The sequence below is a fragment of the Amycolatopsis sp. NPDC049253 genome, assembly GCF_040678995.1.
GTDB lineage: Bacteria > Actinomycetota > Actinomycetes > Mycobacteriales > Pseudonocardiaceae > Amycolatopsis.
In genome coordinates this window covers 230,537-252,306 of the sequence record NZ_JBFAQX010000009.1, presented here as the reverse complement: position 1 = coordinate 252,306, position 21,770 = coordinate 230,537, and the positions used below count along the sequence as shown (strand labels likewise).

The window sequence follows — 21,770 nt, the reverse complement described above, 5'->3', positions numbered from 1 at the left end:
AGCGAGTTTCAGCTCAACCGACGGCGCCCCGCGAAGCCGAGGTCGACGCGGTGGTACCAGGAGAGCTCGCGGTCGCCCTCGAGCCAGCACAGCAACACGTCGTCGCCGTCCAACGACGCCGGGAAGTCGACCAGCAGGGGCGCGAAGCCCTTCAGCTCGGCGCCCGTGCGCTGGACGGTGGTCATCAGCTCGTCGAGACGGGCCTGCGCGGCCTTCCACTCCGGCAGGCCGCCGAGGTCGGTGTCGCGGCCGCCCGGGCGCAACGACGCGGCGAGCTCGGCGGCGTCGGCGCGCACCCGGACGAGCTCGGCGAGGACCGGGAGCAGCCGCGAGAGCTCGGCGCGCGCCTCGGCCACGGTGAACAGACCCATGTGACGATGTTCTCACTGCGGCCCGAAGTCCCTCACCGCCCAGGTCGCCGCCGCGCCACCGTCGTCGCCAGACCCGTGCCCACCAGCAGAAACCCGGCGGCCAGCAGCGCGCCGGAGAACAGCCACGACGTCAACCCGAACGACAGCCCGCCGTGCGGGAGACCGTTGAGCAGGTCGAAGCCCCATTCCGGCATCGCGAGCGCGACCACGCCGGGCAGCACGCCCCACACGAGCCCGCCGAGCAGCGGCCCCGAGGACGACCACGCGCCCAGCGCCGCGACACCCAGTAACAGGATCGCGCCGGCCGCCAGCAGGGCGATGCCGAGCGCGTCGCGCCGCGCGGCGAAGGTCTCCATCACGATCACCTGCTGCCGGTAGCCCCCGGCCGCGAGCAGGCCCAGCGCCACGGGCGTGATCACGAGGCCCAGCAGCCCGCTGAACACCCGCGCCAGGACCCGGCTCGGCTGCGGTGGCTGGTATGCGGGCGGTTGAAAGGTGGTGTACGGGTCGGAGTACGACATAGCGTGACCTCCCGAGTGGCTGGTTCCCCGATGGGATGGTCGCGGACCTCACCCGGTTCCGCGACCGGCGAACGCGTGGTGTGCCCACCCGTCGGAGCCTCGCGCCAGGGGTGGAGACTTGATACCGACCACTTCTGGAACCATCCAGCTCCGGCAAGCAGTACGCTTGTACCGCTACCGACGAGTCGAAGAAGTAACGCGAAGATCCGCGGAAGGAGCACCGCTGCTCATGGCCAAGATCAAGGTCCAGGGCACCGTCGTCGAGCTCGACGGCGATGAGATGACCCGTATCATCTGGCAGTTCATCAAGGACAAGCTGATCCACCCGTACCTGGACGTCAACCTGGACTACTACGACCTGGGCATCGAGGAGCGGGACCGCACCGACGACCAGATCACCATCGACTCCGCCAACGCCATCAAGAAGCACGGCGTCGGCGTCAAGTGCGCCACGATCACGCCCGACGAGGCGCGCGTGGAGGAGTTCGGCCTCAAGAAGATGTGGCGGAGCCCCAACGGCACCATCCGCAACATCCTCGGCGGCGTGGTCTTCCGCGAGCCGATCATCATGCAGAACGTGCCGCGTCTGGTACCGGGCTGGACCAAGCCGATCATCATCGGCCGTCACGCCCACGGCGACCAGTACAAGGCCACCGACTTCAAGGTCCCCGGCCCCGGCACGGTCACCATGACCTACACCCCGGCCGACGGCTCCGAGCCGATGGAGTTCGAGGTCACCAACTTCCCCGAGGGCGGCGGCGTCGCCATGGGGATGTACAACTACCGCAAGTCGATCGAGGACTTCGCGCGCGCGTCGCTGCAGTACGGCCTCGACCGCGGCTACCCGGTCTACCTCTCCACCAAGAACACGATCCTCAAGGCCTACGACGGCATGTTCAAGGACGTGTTCCAGGAGATCTTCGAGGCGGAGTACAAGGCCGACTTCGACGCCAAGGGCCTCACCTACGAGCACCGCCTCATCGACGACATGGTCGCCGCGGCGCTCAAGTGGGAGGGTGGCTACGTCTGGGCCACCAAGAACTACGACGGTGACGTGCAGTCCGACACCGTGGCCCAGGGCTTCGGCTCGCTCGGCCTCATGACGTCGGTGCTGCGCACGCCGGACGGCAAGACCGTCGAGGCCGAGGCCGCACACGGCACGGTCACCCGCCACTACCGCCAGCACCAGCAGGGCAAGCCGACCTCCACGAACCCGATCGCGTCGATCTACGCGTGGACCCGGGGCCTGGAGCACCGCGGCAAGCTCGACTCCAACTCGGAGCTCATCGGCTTCGCGAACAAGCTGGAGCGCGTGGTCATCGACACCGTCGAAGGCGGCAAGATGACGAAGGACCTGGCGCTGCTCGTCGGCAAGGACCAGGCGTGGCAGACCACCGAGGAGTTCCTCGGGACGCTCGACGAGAACCTGGCCAAGAAGATCGCCCAGGGCTGATTCGAAGGCCGCACCAGCCACCGGCTGAGCTGCCTTTCCCACCACCGCGAAGGGGCACCTCGGAGGAGTCTTCCGAGGTGCCCCTTCGTCGTGACTACCGGGTGTCACCGGAGGGTGACGCTGTTGGCGCCTCCGGGTGGTCTGCCCGGCCGGACCTGTCGGGCGGACCTACTCCGTGTCTACCCTGGTAAAGCGCGATTTTTCGCGACTGAGGTTTCTGGCGACTGAGGAGCGGCCGTGATCCTGGGGTTGATACCGAAGAAGACCCTGATCATCATCGGTGTGATCGTTGCCGTGATCGTGATCTACGTCCTGAACCAGAAGGGCCAGGCCGACGCCCAGGGTTCCCCGACCGGGTGCAAGGTCGCGGTGACCGCCGACGTGCTCAACGCGCGTGAAACCCCGGACGGCAACGGGAAGATCGTCGGCAAGTACCTCAACGGTGCCCAGTTCGACGCGCTTCCGGTGCAGCAGAACGGGTTCCGCAAGGTCTCCGAGGGCAAGTGGGTGGCGAGCAGCTTCGTGAAGCCGCTCGACGGTTCGAAGTGCTGAGTGGTTTTCGGCAATGACCGGCTCGGAGGGCTAGACGCCCGCGAAGTCCAGCGCCACCGTGACCACGCCTGAAAGCGCCGCGATCAGCGCCAGCGTGCGTGCCTTGCGCCGGTCGCGTTTCGCCGCGGCCCGCCAGTAGAGGCCGATCCCGGCCACGAGCAGCAGGACCTCCACGGTCATCGCCACCGCCGGCAGCCGCCACAGGCCGAAGCCGAACGTCGGCAGATGGCCCGCGTTGCCGGGCAGGATGGGCAGATCGGCGCGGTGCACGACCAGGTCGAGCAGCCAGTGCGAGAACGCCACCGCGCCGAGCGTGACGCCGGCGCCGCGGCCGAGCCACCGCGCCGCGACCAGGCCGAACAGGGCCGAGAGCACGAGCGCGCCGACGAGCGAGTGGGTGTAGTCGGCGTGGATCACGCCCTCGCCGTAGCCGGTCCCGCCCGACTGGTCGATGGTCTCGATGCCGGTCAGGTAGAGCGGCGTGAAGACGATGTCGAGCCACGCGGTGGCCAGCATCAGCGTCCACACGGGAAGGGCGGGCCGGCCGGCTTTGACGGCGGCGGCGAGCCCGAAGTGCCCGGCGATCATCTGCCGGCCTCGCTCTCGACGGGCGCGGACTTGGCCTGCCAGGGGAAACGCGCGTCGGGAATCCCGAGCGCGACGGTGAACAGCAGAACGGCGAGGACGAAGGACATGGTTCTCCTCAGCTGGCGTAGTCGGTGATGCCGCGGACGAGCATGGTTTTCAGGAGCGTGAAACTGGCGTCGACGTCTTCGGGCCGGCCGAACCCGCCGGACGCTTCGAGGCTCGCGAAGCCGTGGACGGCCGCGCGCAGGCACCGCGTCGCGTGCACGGTCTTCGCCTGGTCGAACCCGTACGGGCGAAGCACGGCGAAGGCCACTTCGGCGACGCCGTGGGTGGCCTTCGCCAGCTCCTCGTCGCCCTCGTCGGGCGCGGTTTCCAGCGCGGCGACGCGGTGGGGATGGGTGCGCAGGTACGCGCGGTAGGCGTCGGCGAGGGCCTCGATCGCGTCGTCACCGGAACGGCCGGTTGCCGCACCGCGCAACGTTTCGGTCATCTCGGCGACCACGCGCAGGTCGACCAGCCGGCGCAGGGCGGCGAGCCCGCCGACGTGCTTGTACAGCGACGGCGTGGCGACACCCGCGCGTTCGGCGACCTTGGCGAGGCTGAGCGCGCCGGCGCCGTCGGCGTCCACCACCTCGAGGGCGAGGGTGACGACGGCGTCCGGTGTGAGGCCGGCTCTAGGGGACATCGCACTGGCTAACAGTCATAGCTTTGAAGCTAATCTCATTAGCTACCGGTCGTCAAGCTCGCCGGTCAGGCTTTCGTCGGCCACGAGCGCCTTGCCGTCCGGCGCCGCCGGAGTACGCGACGGTGCCGTGCGGCGAGCTCAGCCGCACGCCGCGATTGGGCCCGTGCTGGTCCTCGACGGTGTAGTGCCCGGCTCGGCTGAGTCACGACGTGGTGATTTCCGTGCGACAGAAGGAATCCCGCGCACCCGCGGCCGGGTTCGGGCCGGGCGTCGCAGCTGCCGAGCACGGTGAGTCGCGCCGTGCGCGCGGTCTGGCACAGGATTGTCGGGCCCGGCGGGTAGCGTGCGCGGGGTGCTGACCGTCTCCACCGTGAATGTCAACGGCCTGCGGGCCGCCGTGAAGAAGGGCTTCGTCGAGTGGCTCGCCACCGCGAAGGCCGACGTCGTCGCCTGCCAGGAGGTGCGGGCCGAGGCCGCGCAGCTGCCCCCGCACGTCGTGGAGCCCGAGGGGTGGTTCGCCGCCCACGCGCCCTCGGTGGTGAAGGGGCGCAACGGCGTCTCGCTCTACAGCCGGGTCGAGCCCGACGAGGTGCGGGTCGGCTTCGGCGAGCCCGAGTTCGAGGACAGCGGGCGCTACCTCGAGATGCACCTGCCGGGCGTCGTCGTCGCGAGCCTGTACCTGCCGAGCGGCGACGTCGGCACCGAGCGCCAGGACGAGAAGGAGCGCTTCATGGCGGCCTTCCTGCCCTACCTCGGCGAGCTGCGCGCGAAGTCCGCCGCGGCCGGCCGTGAGGTCGTCGTCGTGGGCGACTGGAACATCGCCTACGACACCGTCGACCTGAAGAACTGGAAGGGCAACCACAAGAACTCGGGCTTCCTGCCGGAAGAACGCGCCTGGCTCGGCCGCGTCTACGAAGAGGCCGGTTACGTCGACGTCCAACGTCGCCTCCACGAAGGCCCGGGCCCTTACACGTGGTGGTCCTACCGCGGCCAGGCCTTCGACAACGACTCCGGCTGGCGCATCGACTGCCAGCTCGCCACCCCGGCCCTGGCCGATGCCGTGCAGTCGGTCGTCGTCGAGCGCGCCGCCACCTACGCCGAACGCTGGTCCGACCACGCGCCGGTCACGGCGACGTACGACGTCCCGTTCCCCCGCTGACGCCCGCCGAAGCAGGGCTGATTTCCTTACTTGTCAAGCAGAAGGGTCCCTCAGCCGCCACTGAGGGGCCCTTCTGCCAGGCAACCTGCAACCGCCTCAGCAGCTGAGGTTGCCACCCGGGTCGACGCCCAGGATGCCGGTGATCTTCTGGTACGCGTCGATGCGGCTCTGGACCTGGGCGGGGTTGCCGCCGTTGCATTCGATGGAGCCGTTGATGCTGCGGATCGTCTCGCCGAAGCCGCGGCCGTTGACCATGGCGTCGTGCGGGGTCATGGTGCCGGGGCCGGACTGGGTGTTCCAGTACCAGAGGCCGGTTTTCCACGCGACGGCCGAGTCGTTCTGCACGAGGTTCGGGTTGTTCAGCAGGTCGATGCCGAGCGCGTCGCCCGCGGCTTTGTAGTTGAAGTTCCAGCTGAGCTGGATCGGGCCGCGCCCGTAGTACGCGGCGGTGCCCGCCGGGCAGCCGTACGACTGGCTGGTGTCGCAGTAGTGCGGATAGTTCGCGGTGTTCTGCTCCACGATGTACACCAGGCCACCGGTTTCGTGGCTCACGTTCGCGAGGAACGCCGCCGCTTCCTGCTTCTTCACGGTGTCACTGCCGGAATTCGCGAAGCCGGGGTACGCGCCGAGCGCGTCGGTCAGTCCACTGTAGCTGTAGAACGAGTTCCGTCCCGGGAACATCTGGTTGAACTGCGACTCGCTGACTACGAAGCTCGCGGCCGGGGCCGCATTGGCGACCGTACTGGCCGGCACGAGCACCGTGATCGCGGCCGCGGCGGCCATCCCGACGGCGGTGAGGATCCTTCGGAGAGACATGGGCTCACTCCTTTGTTCGCCCCTGAAGTGGTCTACACCACAGAGGTATAGACCAATCAACCGAGGGAAGACCAGGGCCCGAAGCCGGGATCAGGTCAAAAAGACGCGATCAGACCAACGAAGTTGGTGAATAACTTGCTGTCTGTAGTTCGTCGCGGCCAAACGGGTGAACGTTCTTCACGTTTTGCTCGCGCCGTGCGACCGGAACCGGACCAAGCAGGCACTCGCGACAGCCGTTCGAGCGACCTCAGGCGCCCGAAAAACCGGCAGTAGCGCGCTGACCACCAGTGACACCGTCAGCCCGGGGGTGGTCACCCGCCCTCCCCGGACGGGCGCTAGTCTCGGCGCCCGAGTTGATCAGAACCGACAGGTCTTGACACGCTCGGTAGCTTTTTCACTGTATGACTCATCCTTACGGGTGAGAGATCTCGCCAGGAACATCACTTCGCGGGAGGCACTCCGGTGCGCAACCCAGGTCATCTCCTGTTGCGGTCCACGCTGCGCTCGGCTCGGTCGGCGACGCTCGTCGTGCTGCCGGCCGTCCTGTTGCTCGCGGGCAGCGGCACGGCGCTCGCCGACGACGGCGTCGCTCGTGCGGAGACCCCTTCGGCGGGCTTCGGCATCCTCGGCCCGGTCGGGCTGGTCGCCGTGGCCCTGGGCATCGTCGGCATGGCCCTCGGCGTCCTGCGCCAGCGTCGCAAGGCGCGCGCGGCGACCGCGACGGCCCTGCCCGCCCCCGAGTCCGCCGACACCGAGGAGCCCACCCGGCCCCTCGCGCCGATTCGGCACCCCTGAGAAACGCCCTGGGAACCCCCGCCGAGCGCCCCAGGGAGACCTCCCTGTGACCCGCCTCTCCGGCTCCTGAAAGAATCGCTGACGTGTCCGACGAACAGAACGGGCGCCTGCGGGTGCTTTCCGGGATCCAGCCGACGGCCGACTCGTTCCACCTCGGCAACTACCTCGGCGCCCTGCGGCAGTGGGTGAAGCTGCAGGACACGCACGAGACCTTCTACTGCGTCGTCGACCTGCACGCCATCACGGTGGAGCAGGACCCGAAGGTGCTGCTGGAGCGCACGCGCCGCTCGGCCGCGCAGCTGCTCGCGATCGGCGTCGACCCTGACCGAAGTGCCTTGTTCGTCCAGAGCCACGTGCCCGAGCACGCGCAGCTCGGCTGGGTGCTCGAGTGCCAGACCGGCTTCGGCGAGGCCAGCCGGATGACGCAGTTCAAGGACAAGTCGGCCAAACAGGGCGCCGACCGCGCCAGTGTGGGCCTGTTCACATACCCGATCCTGCAGGCCGCCGACATCCTGCTCTACCAGGCCAACGCCGTGCCGGTGGGCGAGGACCAGCGCCAGCACCTGGAGCTCACGCGCAACCTCGCGCAGCGCTTCAACAACCGCCTCGGCAAGACGTTCACGGTGCCCGAGCCCTACATCGTCAAGGACACCGCCAAGATCTACGACCTGCAGGACCCGACGGCGAAGATGAGCAAGTCGGCGTCCGCGGCCAACGGTCTCGTCGAGCTGCTCGAAGACCCCAAGCGCTCGGCCAAGAAGATCCGCTCCGCCGTGACCGACACGGGCCGCGAGGTCAAGTTCGACGCGGAGAACAAGGCCGGCGTCTCCAATCTGCTGAGCATCTACTCGGCCCTCACCGAGCGTTCGATCGCCGACCTCGAAGCGGCGTACGAGGGCAAGGGCTATGGCGACCTCAAGAAGGACCTCGCCGAGGTGCTCGTCGAGTGGGTCACGCCGCTGCAGGCCAAAGTCCAGTCCTATTTGGACGATGTGGCCGAGCTCGACAAGGTTCTCGCCCGCGGCGCGCAGCGCGCGCGGGAGGTGGCAGCGCCCACGCTCGCCACCGTGTACGAGCGGCTGGGCTTCCTGCCTGCCGCTCGCTAGAAAATCACTTGCCGGGGGGCGAAAGTGAAGACCTGGCTGTCCATTTGGCTGTTCTGCTGCTGCTCGCCGGATGCGGTGAGTCCACTCCGGACAGTCAGAAAGCCATGGCCGTGGCCAACGGCCAGACCACCCAGCGGCCCGGCTACGAGGGCTCCGACTACCCGGATGCCGCGCTGCTCAAGGAAAAGCCGAACCCGCAGGCGGTGCGGCTCGGCGGCAAGCCGGTGATCGAGGCCTGCAACTTGCTGTCGCTGAACGACTTGACGGACCTCGGCGTGAAGGTCGGCTCGCGGCCCGACCCGAACTCCGTCAACTTCGAGCGCGTCTACCTGGTGGGCGACGGCAAGGGTCCGCTCGCCACCTCGGCCATCACGTACTCCATGGGCGCCGGGCTGGCGCTCAACAAGTGCGCCTACGCCCTGGAGTCCGCGGACGGCACGCTGCAGGAGAGCCTGGCGGTCGCGGTGTCGCAGCCCGCTTACGTGCCGCCCGTCGCCGAGGCGGCCGCGGCGTTCGCGGGCGCACCGGCGAGCATCACCCTCGGCCCCGTGCACGCCTACTCGAAGCGCCGCCCGGTTCCGGCGCCCGACGCGTCGGGCCAGGCCACCGTGATCCTCGGCGACACCGTGGCGAGCTTCGACTTCGACCTCAAGGGCAACGGCAGCGCCGGCAAACTGCAGGACATCGCCAAGCGCGTGATGCAGAACCTCGAGAAGCAGACCAACGCGCCGGCCGGCCCGAGCACCGTCGACTACTCGAGCCCGGTGTTCCCGGAACCGGTCGCGCAGCCGTGCCCGCTGCTCACCGCCGATGTGGTGGGCCCCGCCATCGGCACCGACGCGTCGCCGCTGGTGTCCGAGACACCGGGCACGGCCGTCGGCGACCTCGCGTTCCCGCACGACCCGCAGCAGCGCAACTACGTGCAGCTCACCTGCGAGTGCGGCACCGGCGAGGACGACCCACTCTCGCGCACGGCCCTCTCCCTGACCGCCACGAGCTTCCTGTCCGCCGACGCCGCCAAGGAGTACGTCGACAACACCGCGGGCGCGCACGGCGGCCAGGCACCCTCGGCCGCGGTCGGCGACGAGTCGCGGATCATGACCGACACGATGTCGGTGAAAACCCACGGCGTGCTGATCTTCCGCAAGGGCCGCTTCGCCTTCGAGCTGTACCTGGTCGACCACGATGGGCACCCCGACGGCAGCACCCTCGCCGAGGCCAACCGCCTGCTGGTGCCCGCCGGGCAGAAGATCGCACAGGGTTTTCAGGGGACGTAGGTGCGGCTGATCGTCCTCAACGGACCGCCCGCCATCGGCAAGTCGACGCTGGCGGAGCGGTTCGCCCAGGACCATCCGCCGACGCTGAACCTCGACATCGACCGCGTGCGTTCGCTCGTCGGCGGCTGGCGCGCGCAGCCGAAGGAGTCCGGTTCGGCGGCGCGCGCGTTGGCCCTCGCGGCCGCCCGCGCGCACCTCTGCGCGGGCCACGACGTGATCGTTCCGCAGCTGCTCGCACGCGCGGATTTCCTGGTGCAGCTGGAAGAACTGGCTCGTGACGTCGGCGCTTCCTTTCACGAGCTGATGCTCGCGGACACCCGAGAAAACGTCCTGGCCCGTTTCGTCGCACGCGCGCCCGGACCGCACCACCACGACACCACCGTGGCCGACGTCGCCGCGTTCCACGACCGCCTCGGAGCCCTCCTCACCGACCGGCCGCGGGCGCGTGTCATCACGACGTCGGCCGGTCGCGTCGACGACGCCTACCGAGCGGTGCTCGCCGCTCTGGACTGACCCCGGGGGTACCCGCTCGCGTTGCGGCTATCACTGACCGTGGTTAGCGTTTTACGGTGGCGAACAAGACTGGTGACCAGGAAAAGCTGCTGCCTCGGCTGCGGCGGAAGTACCCGTGGCTGGATCACCTGATCCGAGCCAACGAATCCTTCGGCGAGCATTACGGCAATCACTACGCTGCCGCGATCACGTACTTCAGCGTGCTTTCGGTGTTCCCGATCTTCATGGTGGCGTTCGCGGTCGTCGGCATGATCGTGGGCGGCAACCAGGCGGTGATCGACCAGATCAGCGCCGGCATCAAGAGTTCCGTGCCTGACGCGCTCCAGGGACTCGTGACGCAGATCGTCGACGCGGCGATCAAATCCGGAAGCGGCATCGGAATCTTCGGTCTGCTCCTGGCGCTCTATTCGGGCATCGGCTGGATGTCGAACCTGCGCGACGCGCTCACGGCGCAGTGGGGTCAGGAGAAGAAACAACAGCCGATCGTGTCGACCACGATCAAGGACCTGCTGTCGCTCGTGGGTCTCGGCGTGGCGCTGATCGTGTCGTTCGCGGTGACGGCCGCGGGCGGCGGGGTGGGGCAGTACCTGCTGGAGCTCGTCGGCCTGGAGCACGCGACCTGGGCGGTGTGGGCGCTGCGGGTGGCCACGATCATCCTCGGCCTGGCGGCCAACACGCTGGTGTTCATGTGGGTCATCGCGCGGCTGCCGCGTGAGCACGTGGCCATGCGCAGCGCGGTGAAGGGCGCGATCGTCGCCGCGATCGGGTTCGTCATCCTGCAGCAGGTGGCGTCGATCTACCTGGCGAGCGTGACGAACTCGCCGGCGGCGGCGATCTTCGGGCCGATCATCGGTCTGCTCGTGTTCGCGAACCTCGTCTCGCGGTTCATCCTCATGGTCACCGCGTGGACGGCCACCGCGAAGGAGAACCAGCGCAAGGTCGTGCGGCCGCCGGCGCCCGTACGGCTGGAGCCGCGCGTGACCGTCCAGCGCGGGTTCGGCCTGGGCACGGCCGCGGGCGTGTTCAGCGTGGGCGCGCTGCTCGGCTGGATGGGACGACGGCGGGACTAGGCCTGATCTACTGCCGGGCCTGCTTCTTGCGCTGGTGGCCGATCACGAACCCGCCGATGATGATCAGGGCGACCACCAGCGTGAGGATCCAGCCCGTGGTGCCGAACGGGTCTTCCTTCGCCGAGGCGGCCGACGACGCGGCGCCGGCGGCGACGTTCGCCGGGGGAGCGGGCGGCGCCGTGGCCACGAGGGCCTCGTACGCGATGCGCCCGACGGGCTCGGCGTGGTCGGCTTCGAGCGCGAAGCCGTAGTCGAGCAGATTGCCCGCCTGGTCGACGACCTTCGTGGGCCGCTGCTCCGCGCGCATCATCACCACCGCGAGGCGATGGCCGTTCTTCTCCGCTGCGCCGACGTAGGTGTGGCGGGCGTCGTCGGTGAAGCCCGTTTTGCCGCCGAGGAAGCCGGGGTAGACGCCGAGGAGCTTGTTGTCGTTGTAGACCGGAATGGCGGGTTTGCCGCCCGCTGCCGGAATCGTGTACGACTTGGTGGCCACGGCCTGCGCGATCTCCTGCTGCTTCATCGCGTAGTGGAAGATCAGGCTCAGGTCGTAGGCCGAGGTCGACATCCCGGGCCCGTCGAGACCCGACGGGGTCGCCGCGCGCGTGTCCGTGGCGCCGATGCGCTTGGCCAGCAGGTTCATCTTCGTGGTCGCGATGTCGACCCCGCCGAGCGCGGTCGCGAACGCGTGGGCGACGTCGTTGCCCGAGTGCATCAGCAGGCCGTGCAGCAGCTGGTCGACGGTGTAGCTCGCACCCGCCACGATGCCGACGCAGGTGCACTCCTGCTCGGCATCCTCCTTCGTGGGCACCACGATCTGGTCGGGCTTCATCTCGCTGGTGACGACCAGCGCGAGCAACGTCTTGATGAGCGACGCCGGCCGCTCCCGCGCGTGCGGGTTCTTCGCCGCGATGACGTCGCCGGTGTCGAGGTCCTGGACCACCCACGACGCGGCCGTGTTGCCGTCCGGCGGGTTGAGCGCGCCGTCGGGCAGGATCATCCCGCAGCCGCCCATGCGCAGCCCCCCGACGGGCTCAGCGGGCACCGGCAACGGCGGCGGGGTCGGCTGCCCGGGCGCCGGCTTCTCCGACGTGTCCACCGGCGCCGGCGGCGCGGCCTGGTCCTGACAGGGCTGGGCCTGGGCTACGGCTGCCGTCGGGCCGATTCCGCCGCCGGAAAGCCCGATGACCATCAACGCGACGAGGACCGGGAGCGACCGGGAGAAAACGCTGTGCACCCACGCAATCTAGCGTCGCGAGCCCGGTTGCATACTCAGGGGCATGCGCATTTCGCGAGGTACTGCGGTCTTCCTGCTGTTGTTCGGCGTGTGGTCCTGGATCATCTGGATCACCTTCGCCAAGAACCTGTGGGCCAGCTCCCAGTCCTGGTCAGCCGATGGTTCCCCCACGGCGTACTTCATCGTGCACGCGGTGCTCACGGTGGTGTCCTTCGTGCTGGGGACGATCATCGGCCTCCTGGGCTGGCGGGCGCTGCGCTCCACCCGATCGAAGGAACGACCTTCGGCCGATTCCTGATCAAGGGCGGGTTGGCTCGGCGTTCGCCGGATGCGCCCGTCCGCCGGTATGACAGCGGGGCGCGAATGGAGTATGGTCAGCGAACTCGCGAGCCCTTCCAGCGTCGGCTCGCATTACCCGAATGGAATTCGTATGTCCGGCGGTTCCGAAACGGGTGGCAACTGATCGGTCGTTCCGATCGTGCACCCGAAAAACCCGGAGTCCGCACTCCGGGTTTTTTTACGCCCGTCACGAATCCGGTGAATAGTCGGCGATGAATCCCATGTACTGAGACATTTTCGGGTTCGCCGCGGAGAACTCCACGATCACGTCCTTGCCCTGCCGGAGCCGCCGCAGTCCTTGTGCGCCCTGGTTTCGCACGACAAAGGCCGAGTCGCGCTTGACATTGCGGAAGATCACCCGGTGCTCGAACTTGCTGATTTCTTTGCGGAACATCACGTCGAATGATTCTGGCTCGGCGCCCGACATCAGGTCGACCGAGTACCGCGGCCAAGTCCATTCCACGGTGACCACGTCGCCTTCCTGAACGATCGTGCCGAGGTGGATGTAGATGTCCAGTTTCGGTTTCCCGTTCGCGGAGGTCGACCAGATCGAAGTCGCGTTGGCGCGGGTCTTCTGGTCGATGTCTTCGGGCCCGGCGTGGAAAGCCTTGTACTGCACCAATCGACGGTCCCGCTCAGACATCGGCGTGGTTCCGTAGTATACGAGGTTCACAGACAGGTAACGCGGGACGTTGTCGTTCGCCTCGTGGAGCACGAGCACGCGCCGGCAGAACGCGTCGCCGTTGTCCTCAATGGTCACTTCCTGCATCCACTCCTGCACGGCGATGGGCTTGCGCGTGCGCCCGGCGAGCGCGTCGGCGTACCGGTGCAGCAGCTCCTCGCTGTGCTGCGCCTGGGTGCGGAGTTTGTGGGTGCCGGCGAAGGAGATCGCACTGGCGATCACGAACAGCCCACCCGCGATGCTGGCGAACGTCGTGCGCAACCACTCCATGCCGAGCACCTCGCCGAGCAGGCCCACGCTGCCGAGCATGGCGACCGTCGCCGCGAACACCCGCAAGTAGCCATGTCGGAACACGAGTTCTTCGACGTCTGCGATGAACCGTGCCAAGCGTTGGGAAAGCACCTTACGTAGTTCCGCACCAGCACTCATCTGCTCGTTCCCCGTCGCACGACCGTCCGAGTCATCGGTAACTCGTCAGGTTAGTACCATCACGCACAGTCGCCCTAGCTCCGTTCAGGGGAGTTTTGTCCGTGTCGGCTGCGAATCGGCAACGAAAAGGCCCCCATCCGGCGAACCGGACGGGGGCCTCTCCGCAACGAATTTCTCAGACGCGCTTGAACAAAAGTGCGCGCTTCACTTCCTGAATCGCCTTCGTCACCTGGATCCCACGTGGGCAAGCGTCCGTGCAGTTGAAGGTGGTGCGGCAGCGCCAGACGCCCTCGGAGTCGTTCAGGATGTCCAGGCGCTCCTCGGCCGCGTCGTCGCGGGAGTCGAAGATGAAGCGGTGCGCGTTGACGATCGCGGCCGGGCCGAAGTACGAGCCGTCGTTCCAGTAGACCGGGCAGGACGACGTGCAGCAGGCGCAGAGGATGCACTTGGTGGTGTCGTCGAAGCGGTCGCGGTCGGCCTGGGACTGGATGCGCTCGCGGGAGGGCTCGTGGCCGTAGTTGATGAGATAGGGCTTGACCGACCGGTAGGCCTCGAAGAACGGGTCCATGTCGACGTAGAGGTCCTTCAACGTCGTCAGGCCCTTGATCGGGGCGATGGTGATGACGGTCTTCTTGCCGCCCGTCTCCAGCAGGTCCTTCATGAGCACCTTGCAGGCCAGCCGGTTGATGCCGTTGATCTGCATGGCGTCCGAGCCGCACACGCCGTGGGCGCACGACCGGCGGAACGAGAACGTGCCGTCGATGTAGTCCTTGACGTAGAACAGCAGGTTCAGCAGCCGGTCGGTGCGCTGCGCCGGGACGTCGTAGGACTCCCAGTGCGGCTCGGTGTCGACCTCGGGGTTGAAGCGCAGGATCTTCAGCGTGACCGTGATCGGCGTGTGGTCCTGCGCGGCCGCGGGTGCTTCTTCGGTGGTTGCCGCAGTCATCAGTACTTCCGCTCCATCGGCTCGTAACGCGTGAAGGTCACCGGCTTGTAGTCGAGGCGGATGTCGGCCGAGAGGCCCTCACCCTGCTTGTACGCCATGGTGTGGCGCATGAAGTTCGTGTCGTCGCGGTTCGGGTAGTCCTCGCGGGCGTGGCCGCCGCGCGACTCCTTGCGCGCCAGGGCGCCCACGATCAGGACCTCGGCCAGCTCGAGCAGGAAGCCCAGCTCGACGGCTTCGAGCAGGTCGGTGTTGTACCGCTTGCCCTTGTCCGACACGGTGATCCGCGTGTACCGCTCCTTCAGCGCCTGGATGTCGGTCAGCGCCTGCTTGAGCGTGTCCTCGGTGCGGTACACCGAGGCGTGCGAGTCCATCGTCTGCTGCATTTCCTTGCGGATGTCGGCGACGCGCTCGTCACCGTGCTCCGACAGCAGGCCGGCGATCTGGTCCTCGACGACCTTGGTCGGCAGCTCCGGCAGCTCGACGTGCTCGTGGGCCAGCGCGTACTCCGCGGCCGCGATGCCGGCCCGGCGGCCGAACACGTTGATGTCCAGCAGCGAGTTGGTGCCCAGGCGGTTCGAGCCGTGCACCGAGACGCACGCGACCTCACCGGCCGCGTACAGGCCCGGGATCACGTTCTCGTTGTCGCGCAGTGCTTCGCCGTGGATGTTGGTCGGGATGCCGCCCATCACGTAGTGGCAGGTCGGGAACACCGGCACGGGTTCCTTCACCGGGTCGACGCCGAGGTAGGTGCGCGAGAACTCGGTGATGTCCGGCAGCTTGGTCTCGAGGACCTCCACCGGCAGGTGCGTCACGTCGAGGACCACGTAGTCCTTGTTCGGGCCCATGCCGCGGCCCTGCAGCACCTCCTGGACCATCGAGCGGGCGACGATGTCGCGCGGCGCGAGGTCCTTGATGGTGGGGGCGTAGCGCTCCATGAACCGTTCGCCGTCGGCGTTGCGCAGGATCCCGCCCTCGCCGCGGACGGCTTCGGAGATCAGGATGCCCAGGCCCGCGAGGCCGGTCGGGTGGAACTGGAAGAACTCCATGTCCTCCAGCGGCAGGCCCTTGCGGAAGATGATGCCGAGGCCGTCACCGGTGAGGGTGTGCGCGTTCGACGTCGTCTTGAAGATCTTGCCCGCGCCGCCGGTGGCGAACACGATGGACTTGGCCTGGAAGACGTGCAGCTCGCCGGTGGCCAGCTCGTAGGCCACGACGCCCGACGCGATCGGGTTGCCGTTCTCGTCTTCGCTGGTCACGAGGTCGAGCACGTAGAACTCGTTGAAGAACTCCGTGCCGTACTTGACGCAGTTTTGGTACAGCGTCTGCAGGATCATGTGGCCGGTGCGGTCCGCGGCGTAGCAGGCACGGCGCACGGCCGCCTTGCCGTGGTCACGGGTGTGGCCGCCGAAGCGGCGCTGGTCGATCTTGCCCTCGGGCGTGCGGTTGAACGGCAGGCCCATCTTCTCGAGGTCGAGGACCGCGTCGATGGCCTCCTTGGCCATGATCTCCGCGGCGTCCTGGTCGACGAGGTAGTCGCCGCCCTTGACGGTGTCGAAGGTGTGCCACTCCCAGTTGTCCTCTTCGACGTTCGCCAGCGCGGCGCACATGCCGCCCTGCGCGGCGCCGGTGTGGGACCGGGTCGGGTACAGCTTGGTGAGGACCGCGGTGCGGGCGCGCTGGCCGGCTTCGATGGCCGCGCGCATGCCGGCGCCGCCGGCACCGACGATCACCACGTCGTACTTGTGGAACTGCATGGAAAAGACTCCGCTACATGTGTGGTGGGTGCGCTAGCTGGCGGGCATCTCGGGGTCGAACGTGAAGATCACCAGCGTGCCGACGGCCAGGATCAGGACCATCGAGACGTACAGCAGGATCTTCAGCCAGAACCGCGTGGAGTCCTTGCGGGCGTAGTCGTCGATGATCGTGCGCAGGCCGTTGCCGCCGTGGATCTCGGCGAGCCACAGCATCGCGAGGTCCCAGAACTGCCAGAACGGCGAAGCCCAGCGACCGGCGACGAAGCCCCAGTTGATGCGGTGCACACCGCCGTCGAGGATGTTCATGATCAGCAGGTGGCCCAGCACCAGGATGATCAGCGCGAGGCCCGAGATGCGCATGAACAACCAGCTGTAGAGCTCGAAGTTGCTGCGGCGGGCCGCCGGGCGCCTCGGGGTGCGCGGCGATTCGATGACGAGCGAGTCGGCCATGGTCAGTTACCCCCGAAGAGCATCTCGGCCGTGCGCTTCAGCATGAAGAACGCACCGGGAATCATCACGACGACCCACACGACGCCGATCACCCACAGCATCGTCTTCTGGAACTTCGGCCCCTTGGACCAGAAGTCGACCAGCATGACCCGGATGCCGTTGAGGGCGTGGAAGAGGACCGCGCCGACGAGACCGACCTCGAGCAGGTTCACGAGCGGCGTCTTGTACGTGTCGATCACCTGGTCGTAGGTGTTCGGCGACACGCGGACGAGCGCGGTGTCGAGCACGTGCACGAACAGGAAGAAGAATGTCAGCACGCCGGTGATGCGGTGCAGCACCCAGGACCACATGCCGGGGTCGCCCCGGTAGAAGGTCCCCTGCCGGCGTGAGGCACCCGCCCGATCGCTCGCTCCTGCCTCGGTGGCAGTGCTCGCCGTGGTGGACATCGGTGAACGGCCTCCAACGTCATCTGTTGTGCCCGGCTGACCGGTGAGGTCCGCACCCGCTTCCGCGTCGGTCCACTGGGGACAACGCCGGCAGCGGTGCCGAGATCTAGGGCCATCGAGCGTGGATGAAAGGATGCTAGACCCGCCATCTGGACCCGGCTCACCTCCGGGTTCGTCTCTGTGATGGACCAGACACCCGGAGCGTCCCGCACCACTCGGACGTGTGGCCCCGGCCACGCGGCACGGGCGGTCCAGGGCGAATCCGACCTGCGGCTCCCGGCCCGGTGGATTCGATTCAGCAGACCGGTACCGCTTGCGGCGGCGGGTGAAAAACCAGGCGGGTCCGAACGGTTTTCGTGATGTCCGCAACGCCCGTTCGGCGAGGTCCTCGCCGGGCGGTGGACGAAGATCGTCCGGACGGGTTTCACCGCGCGGCGCCGACGGGCCGCGGCACCCCGGGCCGTGACAGCTGGTGAGCACTTGCCTGATTCAGTTGATCACCGTAAGTACACGATCGGTCGCGGATCAGACCGCTGAGTAAACGTTTGTGTTACGTAGCGTGCCTTTCCTATGGCGCTTGTCTGGCGGTTGGGTACGGTCTGGCGGTTGAACTCGGCACTGGGGAGACACAGGGGCCGGGTCGCTTCCACTTAGTCCGCTGGATCAGCGGGGAGGGAGACACACGTTGCGTCGCATGCGTGGAACCGCGCTGGCCGCCGCGACCATGGCCGGGGTCCTCACCTTGGCAGGGTGCGCGAAGGACACCGGCGGGGGCAGCAGCAGCAACACCGCCGCGGCTGGCAGCTCGGGCTCGAGCTGCGTCACCGCGCCGAAGCCGCCCGCGGCTCCGGCGGCAGCCGCCACCAGCAGCTCGTCCGGCGAGAAGGTGGACGGCAGCAAGCTCAAGGTCGGCCTGGCGTTCGACATCGGCGGCCGGGGTGACGCATCGTTCAACGACGCGGCCGCGGCCGGCGTCGACAAGGCGAAGTCCGAGCTCGGCATCACGACCGTCAGCGAGAGCACGGCCAGCCCGAGCGAGAGCGAGTCGGCCAAGCAGCAGCGGCTCGAGCAGATGGCGTCGCAGGGCCTGAACCCGATCATCGCGGTCGGCTTCGCCTACGCGCCGTCGGTCGCCGCCGTCGCGCCGAAGCACCCGAACACCCGGTTCGCGATCGTCGACGACGACACCATCAAGCTCCCCAACGTGACGCCGCTGGTGTTCGCCGAGGAGCAGGGCTCGTTCCTGGCCGGCGTCGCCGCCGTCTACAAGAGCAAGAACTGCCACATCGGCTTCGTCGGTGGCGTGGACACGCCGCTGATCCAGAAGTTCGAGGCCGGCTACCTGCAGGGCGCGCGGGCCGCGTCGAACAAGGTCAAGATCGAGGACGAGTACCTGACGCCGGCCGGTGACTTCTCCGGTTTCCAGGACCCGGCCAAGGGCAACGTCAAGGCCGCTGCCGAGATCAACAACGGCGCGGACGTGATCTACCACGCCGCCGGTGCCTCCGGTAAGGGTGTGTTCGACGCCGCCAAGACGTCGGGCAAGGCGTTGGCCATCGGGGTCGACTCCGACCAGTACAACCAGGCCACGGTCGCCGCCGACAAGGACATCATCCTCACCTCGATGATGAAGCGTGTGGACGTCGCGGTGTTCGACTTCCTGCAGGCCGACGCGAAGGGTGACCTGAGCGTGCTGCCGAAGCGCTTCGACCTGAAGGTCGACGGCGTCGGTTACGCCACCTCCGGCGGCAAGGTCGACGACATCAAGGACGTGCTGGACGGGTACAAGGCCCAGATCATCTCGGGCGCCATCCAGGTTTCGGACAAGCCGACCAAGTAGCAGCCGCCACGTGCCAGGGCTCGGAAGGATCTTCCTTCCGAGCCCTCACGCGTTTCGACAGAACTGGATGCCTCTCCCATGAGCACTGCCGAGGCCGATGCCGTCCCCGACCGGGGCACGACGGCCGTCCAGCTGACCGGGATCACCAAGCGCTTCCCGGGTGTGGTCGCCAACTCCGACGTCAACCTCACCGTGGCCGCGGGCGAGGTCCACGCCCTCTGCGGCGAGAACGGCGCGGGCAAGTCGACCCTGATGAAGATCCTCTACGGGATGCAGCAGCCCGACGAGGGAACCATCGCCATCAACGGCGCCGAGGTGAAACTGCGCAACCCGCAGGACGCCATCCACGCCGGGATCGGCATGGTGCACCAGCACTTCATGCTCGCCGACAACTTCACCGTCGCCGAGAACGTGTTCGTCGGCGCGGAGTCGCTGCACGGCATCGGCCGCGAGGCGCGCGCCCGGCTCAAGAAGCTCTCCGAGCAGACGGGCCTGCGCGCCAAGCCGGACGCGTTGCTGGAAGAGCTCGGCGTGGCCGACCGCCAGCGCGTGGAGATCGTGAAGGTCCTCTACCGCGGCGCGAAGATCATCATCCTCGACGAGCCCACCGCGGTGCTCGTGCCGCAGGAGGTCGACGCGCTGTTCGGCACGGTCCGCGAGATGCAGGCCGACGGCTACACCTTCCTCTTCATCTCCCACAAGCTCGACGAGGTGCGCGCGATCGCGGACACGGTCACGGTGATCCGGCGTGGCACCACCGTCGGCACGGTCGATCCGAAGTCCATCACGAGCCGCCAGCTGGCGGAGATGATGGTGGGCTCGGAGCTGCCCAGCCCCGAGACGCGCGAGTCGACGGTGACCGACCGCGACGTGCTGCGGGTGAAGGCGCTGAGCCTCACGGCCGAGAACTCCGAGCTGAAGCTGCTCGACGACATCGACTTCACCGTGCACGCGGGTGAGGTGCTCGGCATCGCGGGCGTCGAGGGCAACGGCCAGACCGAGCTCGTCGAGACGATCATGGGCATGCGCAAGGCCAGCGGCGGGCACATCGAGCTCGCCGAGGCCGACGGCAAGACCCACGACCTGGTGAAGCTGGGCACGCTCGCGCGGCGCGAAGCCGGCATCGGCTACATCGCCGAAGACCGCACGCGCCACAGCCTGCTGCTCACGCAACCGTTGTGGGCCAACCGAATCCTCGGCTACCAGACGCGCAGACCCGTCTCGAGCGGACAGTTGCTCGACATCGCGGGCGCGCGCCGCGACACCGAGCGCATCGTGCGGGAGTACGACGTGCGCACGCCGGGCATCGACGTGCCGGCCGCCGCGCTCTCGGGCGGCAACCAGCAGAAGCTGATCGTCGGGCGCGAGCTGTCGGGCAACCCCGTGCTGCTCATCGCTTCGCACCCGACGCGGGGTGTCGACGTCGGTGCGCAGGCCATGATCTGGGAGCAGATCCGGCAGGCGCGGGCCGACGGCCTGGCGGTGCTGCTGATCTCCGCCGACCTCGACGAGCTGATCGGGCTCTCCGACACGATCCGCGTGATGCTGCGCGGGCGCCTGGTGAGCGAGGCCAACCCCGCCACGGTGACCCCGCAGGAACTCGGTTCCGCCATGACCGGTGCCGAAGAAGGTGAAGAAGCGTAATGACTTCGTGGCGCACGCGGCTGCTGCCGCCCCTGCTCGCGATCGTGTTCGCCGTGCTGCTCTCGGCGATCGCGCTCGTCATCTCCGGCGCCAACCCGCTGGAGGCGTACGGGACCATGGTGGGGCAGCTCTTCAAGGGCTCCACCGCCGTGGACACGGTGAACCTCGCGACGGTGTACTACCTGTCCGGGCTCGCGGTGGCCATCGGCTTCCAGATGAACCTGTTCAACATCGGTGTCGAGGGCCAGTACCGGTTCGCGGCCGTGGTCGCCGCGATCATCGGTGGCGCGCTGCAGCTGCCGCCGGTCCTCCACACCCTCGTGATCCTGATCGTCGCGGTCGCGTCTGGTGCGCTGTACGCGCTGGTCCCCGCCGTGCTGAAGGTGACCCGGGGCGTCAGCGAGGTCATCTCGACGATCATGCTGAACTCGATCGTCGCCGGCATCATCGCGTTCCTCGTCAACGCCGACCAGTTCGGCGTGCAGACGGGCAACAACATCGGCACGCGCACGATCGCGCCGTCGGGCCGGATCCCGGGCATCCCGCTCGGCTCGGGTGTGCTGTTCGGGTTCTTCTTCATCGCCATCGTGATCGGCATCGCTTACTGGTTCATGCTCAACCGCACGCGGTTCGGCTTCGAGCTCAAGGCGAGCGGTGAGTCGTCGACGGCCGCGGCCGCCGGTGGCGTGAGCGCGAAGCGGATGACCCTGATCGCGATGCTGCTCTCCGGTGCGGTGGCGGGTCTCGTCGCCATGCCGGAGCTGCTTGGCCGCGACTACAGCTACGGCATCACGGCCACGCAGATGTACGGCTTCACCGGCATCGCCGTGGCGCTGCTGGGCCGCAACCACCCCGGCGGCATCGCGTTCGGCGCGCTGCTGTGGGCGTTCCTCGACACCTCGGCGGTGTCGCTGGAGCAGATCAACGTGTCCAAGGAGATCGCGACGATCATGCAGGGCATCATCGTGCTGTCGGTCGTCGTCGCGTACGAGATCGTGCGCCGCGCCGACCTCGCGGCCGAACAACGCAGGGTGGGCCGGGCGCTCGCCGGCAACGGACGCAAGGCTTCGTCTGTGGCAGAAGGCGGTGCGGTGTGAGCC

At 67.9% G+C, this 21,770-nt stretch carries 23 protein-coding genes; 12 read left to right on the top strand and 11 right to left on the bottom strand.

Annotated features, from left to right (window positions below; translation table 11 throughout):
• Nucleotides 1–8: 8 nt before the first annotated feature.
• Together AB0K15_RS22675 and AB0K15_RS22670 are read right to left on the bottom strand one after the other, a co-directional pair.
• Nucleotides 9–371, bottom strand: a complete 363-nt coding sequence (locus AB0K15_RS22675; RefSeq protein ID WP_364053620.1) for a DUF2203 domain-containing protein — start codon at nucleotides 369–371, stop codon at nucleotides 9–11.
• A gap of 32 nt (nucleotides 372–403) precedes the next feature.
• Nucleotides 404–892 (bottom strand): hypothetical protein, encoded by a 489-nt coding sequence (locus AB0K15_RS22670; protein ID WP_364053617.1) that lies wholly within the window; start codon nucleotides 890–892, stop codon nucleotides 404–406.
• 229 nt (nucleotides 893–1,121) lie between these two features.
• Here AB0K15_RS22670 and AB0K15_RS22665 point away from each other — a divergent pair, with 229 nt between their 5' ends.
• Both AB0K15_RS22665 and AB0K15_RS22660 read left to right on the top strand, forming a co-directional pair.
• A complete protein-coding gene (locus tag AB0K15_RS22665) occupies nucleotides 1,122–2,345 on the top strand; it encodes an NADP-dependent isocitrate dehydrogenase (protein WP_360597379.1) in 1,224 nt (407 codons plus the stop codon).
• A 237-nt stretch (nucleotides 2,346–2,582) separates the two neighbouring features.
• Nucleotides 2,583–2,897, top strand: coding sequence for an SH3 domain-containing protein (locus AB0K15_RS22660; protein ID WP_364053613.1), 315 nt, complete (start codon nucleotides 2,583–2,585; stop codon nucleotides 2,895–2,897).
• Between the two features lie 30 nt (nucleotides 2,898–2,927).
• Here the strand turns inward: AB0K15_RS22660 and AB0K15_RS22655 are convergent, their stop codons facing one another.
• Nucleotides 2,928–3,485: a permease gene (locus tag AB0K15_RS22655; RefSeq protein WP_364053611.1), complete on the bottom strand. Its 558-nt coding sequence runs from the start codon at nucleotides 3,483–3,485 to the stop codon at nucleotides 2,928–2,930.
• 115 nt (nucleotides 3,486–3,600) lie between these two features.
• The gene (locus tag AB0K15_RS22650) at nucleotides 3,601–4,170 is read right to left on the bottom strand and encodes a TetR-like C-terminal domain-containing protein (RefSeq protein ID WP_364053608.1); all 570 of its coding nucleotides are present in this window, start codon (nucleotides 4,168–4,170) and stop codon (nucleotides 3,601–3,603) included.
• 343 nt (nucleotides 4,171–4,513) lie between these two features.
• Here AB0K15_RS22650 and AB0K15_RS22645 point away from each other — a divergent pair, with 343 nt between their 5' ends.
• Nucleotides 4,514–5,329 carry an exodeoxyribonuclease III gene (locus tag AB0K15_RS22645; RefSeq protein ID WP_364053605.1) on the top strand — a complete coding sequence of 272 codons (816 nt, stop codon included), beginning with the start codon at nucleotides 4,514–4,516 and terminating at the stop codon, nucleotides 5,327–5,329.
• Between the two features lie 96 nt (nucleotides 5,330–5,425).
• Here AB0K15_RS22645 and AB0K15_RS22640 read toward each other — a convergent pair whose 3' ends face one another.
• Entirely contained in the window at nucleotides 5,426–6,145 is a 720-nt protein-coding gene (locus AB0K15_RS22640; RefSeq protein WP_364053602.1) for a chitinase, read from the bottom strand.
• Nucleotides 6,146–6,607: 462 nt separating this feature from the next.
• Here AB0K15_RS22640 and AB0K15_RS22635 point away from each other — a divergent pair, with 462 nt between their 5' ends.
• The 5 genes from AB0K15_RS22635 (at nucleotide 6,608) to AB0K15_RS22615 (ending at nucleotide 10,906) form a co-directional block, all read left to right on the top strand.
• A complete protein-coding gene (locus AB0K15_RS22635) occupies nucleotides 6,608–6,940 on the top strand; it encodes a hypothetical protein (RefSeq protein WP_364053599.1) in 333 nt (110 codons plus the stop codon).
• 83 nt (nucleotides 6,941–7,023) lie between these two features.
• On the top strand, nucleotides 7,024–8,046 hold the full coding sequence (trpS, locus tag AB0K15_RS22630; RefSeq protein ID WP_364053596.1) for a tryptophan--tRNA ligase: 1,023 nt from the start codon (nucleotides 7,024–7,026) through the stop codon (nucleotides 8,044–8,046).
• A gap of 44 nt (nucleotides 8,047–8,090) precedes the next feature.
• Nucleotides 8,091–9,323 carry a hypothetical protein gene (locus tag AB0K15_RS22625; RefSeq protein WP_364053593.1) on the top strand — a complete coding sequence of 411 codons (1,233 nt, stop codon included), beginning with the start codon at nucleotides 8,091–8,093 and terminating at the stop codon, nucleotides 9,321–9,323.
• Nucleotides 9,324–9,836 (top strand): AAA family ATPase, encoded by a 513-nt coding sequence (locus AB0K15_RS22620; protein WP_364053590.1) that lies wholly within the window; start codon nucleotides 9,324–9,326, stop codon nucleotides 9,834–9,836. It abuts the gene before it with no gap.
• A gap of 56 nt (nucleotides 9,837–9,892) precedes the next feature.
• Nucleotides 9,893–10,906 (top strand): YhjD/YihY/BrkB family envelope integrity protein, encoded by a 1,014-nt coding sequence (locus tag AB0K15_RS22615; protein WP_364053587.1) that lies wholly within the window; start codon nucleotides 9,893–9,895, stop codon nucleotides 10,904–10,906.
• Between the two features lie 7 nt (nucleotides 10,907–10,913).
• On the opposite strand, the gene AB0K15_RS22610 is transcribed toward AB0K15_RS22615, so the two are convergent.
• Nucleotides 10,914–12,095: a serine hydrolase gene (locus AB0K15_RS22610; protein WP_364053871.1), complete on the bottom strand. Its 1,182-nt coding sequence runs from the start codon at nucleotides 12,093–12,095 to the stop codon at nucleotides 10,914–10,916.
• 88 nt (nucleotides 12,096–12,183) lie between these two features.
• On the opposite strand from AB0K15_RS22610, the gene AB0K15_RS22605 reads away from it, so the two are divergent.
• Nucleotides 12,184–12,438 carry a hypothetical protein gene (locus tag AB0K15_RS22605; protein WP_364053584.1) on the top strand — a complete coding sequence of 85 codons (255 nt, stop codon included), beginning with the start codon at nucleotides 12,184–12,186 and terminating at the stop codon, nucleotides 12,436–12,438.
• A 228-nt stretch (nucleotides 12,439–12,666) separates the two neighbouring features.
• On the opposite strand, the gene AB0K15_RS22600 is transcribed toward AB0K15_RS22605, so the two are convergent.
• The 5 genes from AB0K15_RS22600 to sdhC form a co-directional block, all read right to left on the bottom strand.
• A complete protein-coding gene (locus tag AB0K15_RS22600; protein ID WP_364053581.1) occupies nucleotides 12,667–13,548 on the bottom strand; it encodes a hypothetical protein in 882 nt (293 codons plus the stop codon).
• 217 nt (nucleotides 13,549–13,765) lie between these two features.
• Nucleotides 13,766–14,536, bottom strand: coding sequence for a succinate dehydrogenase iron-sulfur subunit (locus AB0K15_RS22595; protein ID WP_360597357.1), 771 nt, complete (start codon nucleotides 14,534–14,536; stop codon nucleotides 13,766–13,768).
• Nucleotides 14,536–16,290 (bottom strand): succinate dehydrogenase flavoprotein subunit, encoded by a 1,755-nt coding sequence (sdhA, locus tag AB0K15_RS22590; RefSeq protein WP_364053578.1) that lies wholly within the window; start codon nucleotides 16,288–16,290, stop codon nucleotides 14,536–14,538. Before sdhA ends, AB0K15_RS22595 begins: the two co-directional genes overlap by 1 nt.
• Nucleotides 16,291–16,323: 33 nt before the next feature.
• Nucleotides 16,324–16,740, bottom strand: a complete 417-nt coding sequence (locus AB0K15_RS22585; RefSeq protein ID WP_364053575.1) for a succinate dehydrogenase hydrophobic membrane anchor subunit — start codon at nucleotides 16,738–16,740, stop codon at nucleotides 16,324–16,326.
• 2 nt (nucleotides 16,741–16,742) lie between these two features.
• A complete protein-coding gene (gene sdhC / locus AB0K15_RS22580) occupies nucleotides 16,743–17,186 on the bottom strand; it encodes a succinate dehydrogenase, cytochrome b556 subunit (protein ID WP_360597353.1) in 444 nt (147 codons plus the stop codon).
• 694 nt (nucleotides 17,187–17,880) lie between these two features.
• Here sdhC and AB0K15_RS22575 point away from each other — a divergent pair.
• From AB0K15_RS22575 to AB0K15_RS22565, 3 genes are all read left to right on the top strand, one after another.
• On the top strand, nucleotides 17,881–19,026 hold the full coding sequence (locus AB0K15_RS22575) for a BMP family ABC transporter substrate-binding protein (protein WP_364053572.1): 1,146 nt from the start codon (nucleotides 17,881–17,883) through the stop codon (nucleotides 19,024–19,026).
• A 78-nt stretch (nucleotides 19,027–19,104) separates the two neighbouring features.
• On the top strand, nucleotides 19,105–20,670 hold the full coding sequence (locus tag AB0K15_RS22570) for an ABC transporter ATP-binding protein (RefSeq protein ID WP_364053569.1): 1,566 nt from the start codon (nucleotides 19,105–19,107) through the stop codon (nucleotides 20,668–20,670).
• On the top strand, nucleotides 20,670–21,767 hold the full coding sequence (locus AB0K15_RS22565) for an ABC transporter permease (RefSeq protein WP_364053566.1): 1,098 nt from the start codon (nucleotides 20,670–20,672) through the stop codon (nucleotides 21,765–21,767). Before AB0K15_RS22570 ends, AB0K15_RS22565 begins: the two co-directional genes overlap by 1 nt.
• Nucleotides 21,768–21,770: the final 3 nt, after the last annotated feature.

Coding starts and splice junctions, on each gene's coding strand:
- AB0K15_RS22675 (WP_364053620.1), bottom strand. CDS start 371: ATGGGTCTGTTCACCGTGGCCGAGGCGCGCGCCGAGCTCTCGCGGCTG.
- AB0K15_RS22670 (WP_364053617.1), bottom strand. CDS start 892: ATGTCGTACTCCGACCCGTACACCACCTTTCAACCGCCCGCATACCAG.
- AB0K15_RS22665 (WP_360597379.1), top strand. CDS start 1,122: ATGGCCAAGATCAAGGTCCAGGGCACCGTCGTCGAGCTCGACGGCGAT.
- AB0K15_RS22655 (WP_364053611.1), bottom strand. CDS start 3,485: ATGATCGCCGGGCACTTCGGGCTCGCCGCCGCCGTCAAAGCCGGCCGG.
- AB0K15_RS22650 (WP_364053608.1), bottom strand. CDS start 4,170: ATGTCCCCTAGAGCCGGCCTCACACCGGACGCCGTCGTCACCCTCGCC.
- AB0K15_RS22640 (WP_364053602.1), bottom strand. CDS start 6,145: ATGTCTCTCCGAAGGATCCTCACCGCCGTCGGGATGGCCGCCGCGGCC.
- AB0K15_RS22610 (WP_364053871.1), bottom strand. CDS start 12,095: ATGGTCATCGGGCTTTCCGGCGGCGGAATCGGCCCGACGGCAGCCGTA.
- AB0K15_RS22605 (WP_364053584.1), top strand. CDS start 12,184: ATGCGCATTTCGCGAGGTACTGCGGTCTTCCTGCTGTTGTTCGGCGTG.
- AB0K15_RS22595 (WP_360597357.1), bottom strand. CDS start 14,536: ATGACTGCGGCAACCACCGAAGAAGCACCCGCGGCCGCGCAGGACCAC.
- sdhA (WP_364053578.1), bottom strand. CDS start 16,290: ATGCAGTTCCACAAGTACGACGTGGTGATCGTCGGTGCCGGCGGCGCC.
- AB0K15_RS22585 (WP_364053575.1), bottom strand. CDS start 16,740: ATGGCCGACTCGCTCGTCATCGAATCGCCGCGCACCCCGAGGCGCCCG.
- sdhC (WP_360597353.1), bottom strand. CDS start 17,186: ATGTCCACCACGGCGAGCACTGCCACCGAGGCAGGAGCGAGCGATCGG.
- AB0K15_RS22575 (WP_364053572.1), top strand. CDS start 17,881: ATGCGTGGAACCGCGCTGGCCGCCGCGACCATGGCCGGGGTCCTCACC.
- AB0K15_RS22570 (WP_364053569.1), top strand. CDS start 19,105: ATGAGCACTGCCGAGGCCGATGCCGTCCCCGACCGGGGCACGACGGCC.
- AB0K15_RS22565 (WP_364053566.1), top strand. CDS start 20,670: ATGACTTCGTGGCGCACGCGGCTGCTGCCGCCCCTGCTCGCGATCGTG.